At 37.4% G+C, this 5,406-nt stretch carries 4 protein-coding genes; 1 reads left to right on the top strand and 3 read right to left on the bottom strand.

Annotated features, from left to right (window positions below; all coding sequences use genetic code 11):
- Nucleotides 1-16: 16 nt before the first annotated feature.
- Nucleotides 17-529 (bottom strand): hypothetical protein, encoded by a 513-nt coding sequence (locus RJ53_RS11395; RefSeq protein ID WP_211531756.1) that lies wholly within the window; start codon nucleotides 527-529, stop codon nucleotides 17-19.
- A gap of 385 nt (nucleotides 530-914) precedes the next feature.
- On the opposite strand from RJ53_RS11395, the gene RJ53_RS11400 reads away from it, so the two are divergent.
- Nucleotides 915-2,804, top strand: coding sequence for a hypothetical protein (locus RJ53_RS11400; protein WP_211531757.1), 1,890 nt, complete (start codon nucleotides 915-917; stop codon nucleotides 2,802-2,804).
- Nucleotides 2,805-2,818: 14 nt separating this feature from the next.
- Here the strand turns inward: RJ53_RS11400 and RJ53_RS11975 are convergent, their stop codons facing one another.
- Entirely contained in the window at nucleotides 2,819-4,627 is a 1,809-nt protein-coding gene (locus tag RJ53_RS11975) for a PEGA domain-containing protein (protein WP_211531758.1), read from the bottom strand.
- A gap of 253 nt (nucleotides 4,628-4,880) precedes the next feature.
- On the bottom strand, nucleotides 4,881-5,406 hold a 526-nt coding region (locus RJ53_RS11410; RefSeq protein WP_211531759.1), incomplete at its 5' end, for a PEGA domain-containing protein.

A 5,406-nucleotide genomic window follows, 5' to 3' on the forward strand; every position in this document is an offset into this window, starting at 1 on the left:
CTAAAAAATCAGGAGTTTAGGTTCGAGAGAGTTGATATTGAGTAATCTCGTCAGTAACTCCCACAAAGGCATCAACTGATCTGCGAATAGCTTTTCCATAGAGCCTATCCAATATAATGTACCAGTATAAACCGAGTAATCTGGCTTCAATTGAGTCAATGGTCTGAAATTCCAAAACAACCTTACAACTCCTGGATCGTTGCAATAATCTTAAAAATTTAAAAAATGGAAACCTATGTCGTAAATAGATCACATCATCTTCCCTTGAAGAATTGATAATAACGTTGATATTTTCAATGTACAAATAATCTCGCTTTAACTTTTGAATTATTGTTGAAGTTTTTTGAATGCCTGGTATGTGTACATGAGTCACATATGATTGTGGTGCATCGAACTCCCTGTATTCGCATAGTGAATACCCAGCTATATCAACTCCGATTCTGGCCAGGTGTTTAATTTGAGATAATATTTTTTTATTAACTCCTGATTTTTTATCTCCACAACAGAGACAGATATATTTTACTCGCATATAACACCAACAATTAAGATGTATACTACATTAAATGTATATATATTTCCCCCCATAAATTTGAAAAAAAATTAATTGACGTGTCACTGACTTCATTTTTTTTCAGTTGTCATTTTTCAAAAAAGATTTTCATCGCGCTTAATGTCGACCTCCAAAAATTATACCCAACAAAAAATACAAAACATATAAATAATATTGTTTATGAAACAAAATATATGGAAAGGTATAATTTTGATATTAAATATAATTTTATACATTCATGTGAAGAGAGTTTTATCTTGAAATATTGGTTCGATGACCCTTCTTTTCCAATTCTATTCGAACATATCGTGATAAAAGAAGTGATACCTGAAGACCTCCGGGAAAATATTATGTGGAGGGGAGTATGAAAATACGACGATTCTTTGGACTTGAGATGATTGATAAGGTAATGGCGTTTATTGGATTGTTCATTGCAATTCTAATGATTATATTAAATATCCTTATCTATAATTCATTTATAACATATTTTATTTTTTCCATTATCTTTATTGTATGCTCACTCTACCTATTGATAGGTGAAAGGTTAAATATAAAATTCGACAAGAAAATATTGAGGAGGAATTTTACTATATTTAGCATCTCCTTTTTTATTTTATATATTGGAAGTCTACTTGTTCTGTACTCACGACCGGACACCTATGAACGCCCAACCGTGTACTTTATATTTATCATTTTGATGTCGGGTTTCCTTGCAGGGAGCTGCATCAGTGCAAAACAGCGGGATATACCATTAATTTTTCTTCAATTATTTCTTCTCGCACTGAATCTCGGATGGTCACATCTTATGATTGTCCCAGGTTTAATAGGTATAGATCCATGGTACCATTATGGCATGACCAGTCGGATAGTTGAAAATTTTTTTATTCCTGAGAATTATCACTACAAAGATAAGCCGGCATTCCATCTGATCATTGCTATCGTCTCAATATTATCGACACTCTCCTACAAGTTTGCTGCAATGTTGTCTGTAAGTCTTGGACAGATTTTGTGTAATACGATGGTTATTTTCGTTGTTGCAAATTATCTTTTTAAAAACCATAAAATTGCGTTGCTCGCAGCCCTACTGGTCATCCTCGGGGACACCCATATTCGTTGGTCGTATATGCCCATCCCGAATGCATTCGGAGGAATTTTTGTTCTGATTATAATATATATTTTATTCACAAAATACAATCCATTCTCCAGACTCTCAACAATTATCTTACTTGTACCCCTCCTGTCAATCATTATACTGACTCATACCCTCGTCTCTGCGGTTATGGCCATCATCCTCTTTGTTTATTATGTTTCTCTTTGTTATCGGGAATTAATTTCCGGAAAGACTGAGGTTATTAAAACTTTACTCATCCCATGTTTTTATATACTTGCTATGTACGGGTACTGGATGTATAAGAAGAATACATTTTCAACCTTTTTAATTTTTTTTAATGAATTGGATCTCGCTTTTATTTCTAATCCCATAATGCTGAGTAGTACAGTCATCATACCACAATATGAGCGTCTATTCCCACTAATAGGCAATTATTTGTTTTTTTCCCTTGCAATACTAGGAATCCTTTATATGGCTTCTATAAAGGGAAGCAACAAATCATTTTCACTGGCAATTTTGTCACTCACCCTGATATTAATACCCTTTATATTTTCCATATCCGAAAAAATGATATTTCAGGAACGCTTTGAATATTTCGCCTTTATTTTCTTAAGTATACCTCTGGCAATAACTCTGTTTTTATTAGGAACATATAAAGCAAAAAATAGTATAAGAACATATGCAATTGTGATAGGATTTGTTTTACTACTGAGCTTTTTCTCGGTTATGAGCATAACCGGTTGTGTTGATAACCATTATTTTGCCCCCGTGACCGGATCGAAGATGTATTATACACAGTCTGAATTAACAGGGAGTGATTTTTTTGGTCGCAATACTGAAGGCAATATTGCATCGGATTTTCATCACGGATACAACCCAAGTAGCAGTCTCTTTATTCACATCTATGGTTTTGAGCAAAGAAATATGAATAATTTGGATCTCTCACTTAATTCAGGAAATTTTCCATACGATGAGTCCATTAAGATTATCAGACACGATCATATCAGGGAGTTCAAACGGAAAGGATATTTATCCCCCATAATTCCCGACGATCTTACAATCCATCTCTCTAATCTTGGATTTAATAAAATATATGGAAATAATGAAATCTCAGGGTATACTGGGGGGACTCTCAACGGTTAAATTTCATTATCATATCAGGCTTTCACAAGTTGAGGGTTATATGACCACGTGGTTCTGAGGGCGGCCTCAGTCACATCTATCTCTTTTACCCAGGTCTGGTACCCACTCTTTCTCAGCTCAATCTCATGTTCACCAAGAGTTATTCCGGAGACGGTCAGCGGTGTTCTCCCTCTGAGGGTGCCATCAATGTAAATATTCGCATCGGTCGGATTTGAAGTGAAGCGGACATCTACGGTACCAATCGGAACCGGGGTAGTCGGAACCGGGGTAGTCGGAACCGGGGTAGTTGGAACCGGGGTAGTTGGAACCGGGGTAGTTGGAACCGGGGTAGTTGGAACCGGGGTAGTTGGAATCGGAGTTATTGGAATTGAACTTAATGGTGGTGTTGATGCAGAGAGGACCTGGCAATTAACAAAATTAGTCGATGCTTTGTTTACACCCACATCCGATATTCTGACTTTAGAATTCGGATTGGCATTACTTACTCCATAATAATACCCTTCAATAATAGAATCCTTTACTAAAATATTAGAAGGATTAATGATACCACTATTAATGGTGATAGCAGGAGAACTTCTCGATTCTCCTCCTGAAGAGATATATACATTTTCAATAACAACATTTTTTGATTCACCATTCGAGAAATGTATGGGATATACCTGATTGATCAACCTGGTTTCGGATATCCGGGTTCCAGCAGGATCTCCTGGTCGTGGTAACGCAATACCCATCCAGGAATTTGTATCCTGCGATTTTTCAATTTGGAATCCACCACCATAAGTTAGAAATCCATAACGATTGTTTTCCGAAATGCAGTTGATGAGATGCATATCACCGTTGACCATAAAACCAGCACCAAATAGCGTTTTTTCATCACTCAGTTTACTTTTTTGTGCATTGTTTTTACTTACGCAATTAATATAACTGACATTTGTTTTTTTTACTGGATAAAATACGCCGTTCTGCTTTACCCCTGGATTCTCCACATGAAATCCTGATTCCCAGTTTCCTTCTGCGCTACAATTGATAGCTACGAAATCTATAAGATTATTATATTCCGCGAATAAGAATCCGGTCACCCAAGAATTAAACCGGCTTTCAAGCCCACAATTATTAGCTACACAATCGATGAATCGAGCATTGATTATATCCGGATATGATCTACCTGCATTCAGAACGAAGCCATGTGTTCCCGCCTTCAAAACCTTACAGTTATTAAATTCGATATTCTGGATATTTTTATTATAACCGGGTAACGACCCTCCATGAACGTAGAAAACACCTTCGATACTTGAATCTGCAGTGCCTATAATATTTTGAAGCCTGACATTACCTACCCGAACCGTAATAACTCCTTTATAAGGATAATTATAATTTTTACCTTCAACATTGAAGTCTTTTAGGGTTACGTATTCGTTAACCAGGTTGATATATCCATCATTTCTTAAAAATTTTATAAAAGTTTTTTTATCACCCTCTCCATGCATTATCGTCGATTTTTTTGGAGATATAGGTCCTCCACAATTATAGGTTCCTGCCAGAAGAAGGACATCCCCCCCTGTTGCAGGAACCGCATTAAGAGCAGCCTGAATGGTGAGATGATCATTAACACCATTACAAAGATAGTGTGCTGAAGATCTGGTAGTTGCACTACTATCACTAGCCGCTACAAGAATAGGAGCCGCGGTGGCCACCTGTATAATACAGAATAGTAACAAAATAGCAATCAACAATCGGGGTATGATTGCAAGTCTATTTGATGCAGACACCTCAAGGAATAACATGTCATCAAATAAGATACCATCATATGTATATTTTATCATGTATTCTCCCTGTAATCAGAGAATTAGCCTTTATTCATCCTCTAATGCGCATTAAACTAATAAAATTATCTTAATAACTTTTCAATATTATTAACATAGACATTATAATAGTATTGTATGAGAATACAGTCAAATCATTAAAAGTTACTTTTTTGAACCTCAATTCCATAAAAAGAATGAAGATAATGAACAAGCAATCAGAATAAATGCTTGTCAATCTTCTGAATTTTTTAATTAACTGCACTCAACTTCATTACAAAGCGGAAACCAGTCTTGGATTATATGACCATGTGGTGGTGAGGGCAGCTTCCGTAACAACGATCTGCCTCCCCCATCTCTCGTACCCTTCAAGCCGGTATTCAACATCATGCTCTCCAAGTGTGAATCCAGGGACGACCATTGGGGTTGTTCCCTTCAGATCACCATTGATAAAGATCTCGGCTCCCGCAGGGTTTGAGGTGAACCGGATGCTTGCCGTCTCCTCGGGGACAGGAACGGGTGTTGGTTCAGGTATGATTTCTACCGGGGTCAACGTTGGATTATATGACCATGTGGTAGTGAGGGCAGCTTCCGTAACAACAATCTGCCTCCCCCATCTCTCGTACCCTTCAAGCCGGTATTCGACATCATGCTCTCCAAGTGTGAATCCAGGGACGACCATTGGGGTTGTTCCCTTCAGATCACCATTGATAAAGATCTCGGCTCCCGCAGGGTTTGAGGTGAACCGGATGCTTGCCGTCTCCTCGGGGACAGGAACGGGTGTTGGTTCAGGTGTTGGT

The organism is Methanocalculus chunghsingensis, from assembly GCF_018132105.1.
GTDB classification, from domain to species: Archaea; Halobacteriota; Methanomicrobia; order Methanomicrobiales; family Methanocorpusculaceae; genus Methanocalculus; species Methanocalculus chunghsingensis.

What these genes read in the sequence shown, in the direction of transcription:
- RJ53_RS11975 (WP_211531758.1), bottom strand. Translation starts at nt 4,627, where the DNA reads ATGATAAAATATACATATGATGGTATCTTATTTGATGACATGTTATTC.
- RJ53_RS11395 (WP_211531756.1), bottom strand. Translation starts at nt 529, where the DNA reads ATGCGAGTAAAATATATCTGTCTCTGTTGTGGAGATAAAAAATCAGGA.
- RJ53_RS11400 (WP_211531757.1), top strand. Translation starts at nt 915, where the DNA reads ATGAAAATACGACGATTCTTTGGACTTGAGATGATTGATAAGGTAATG.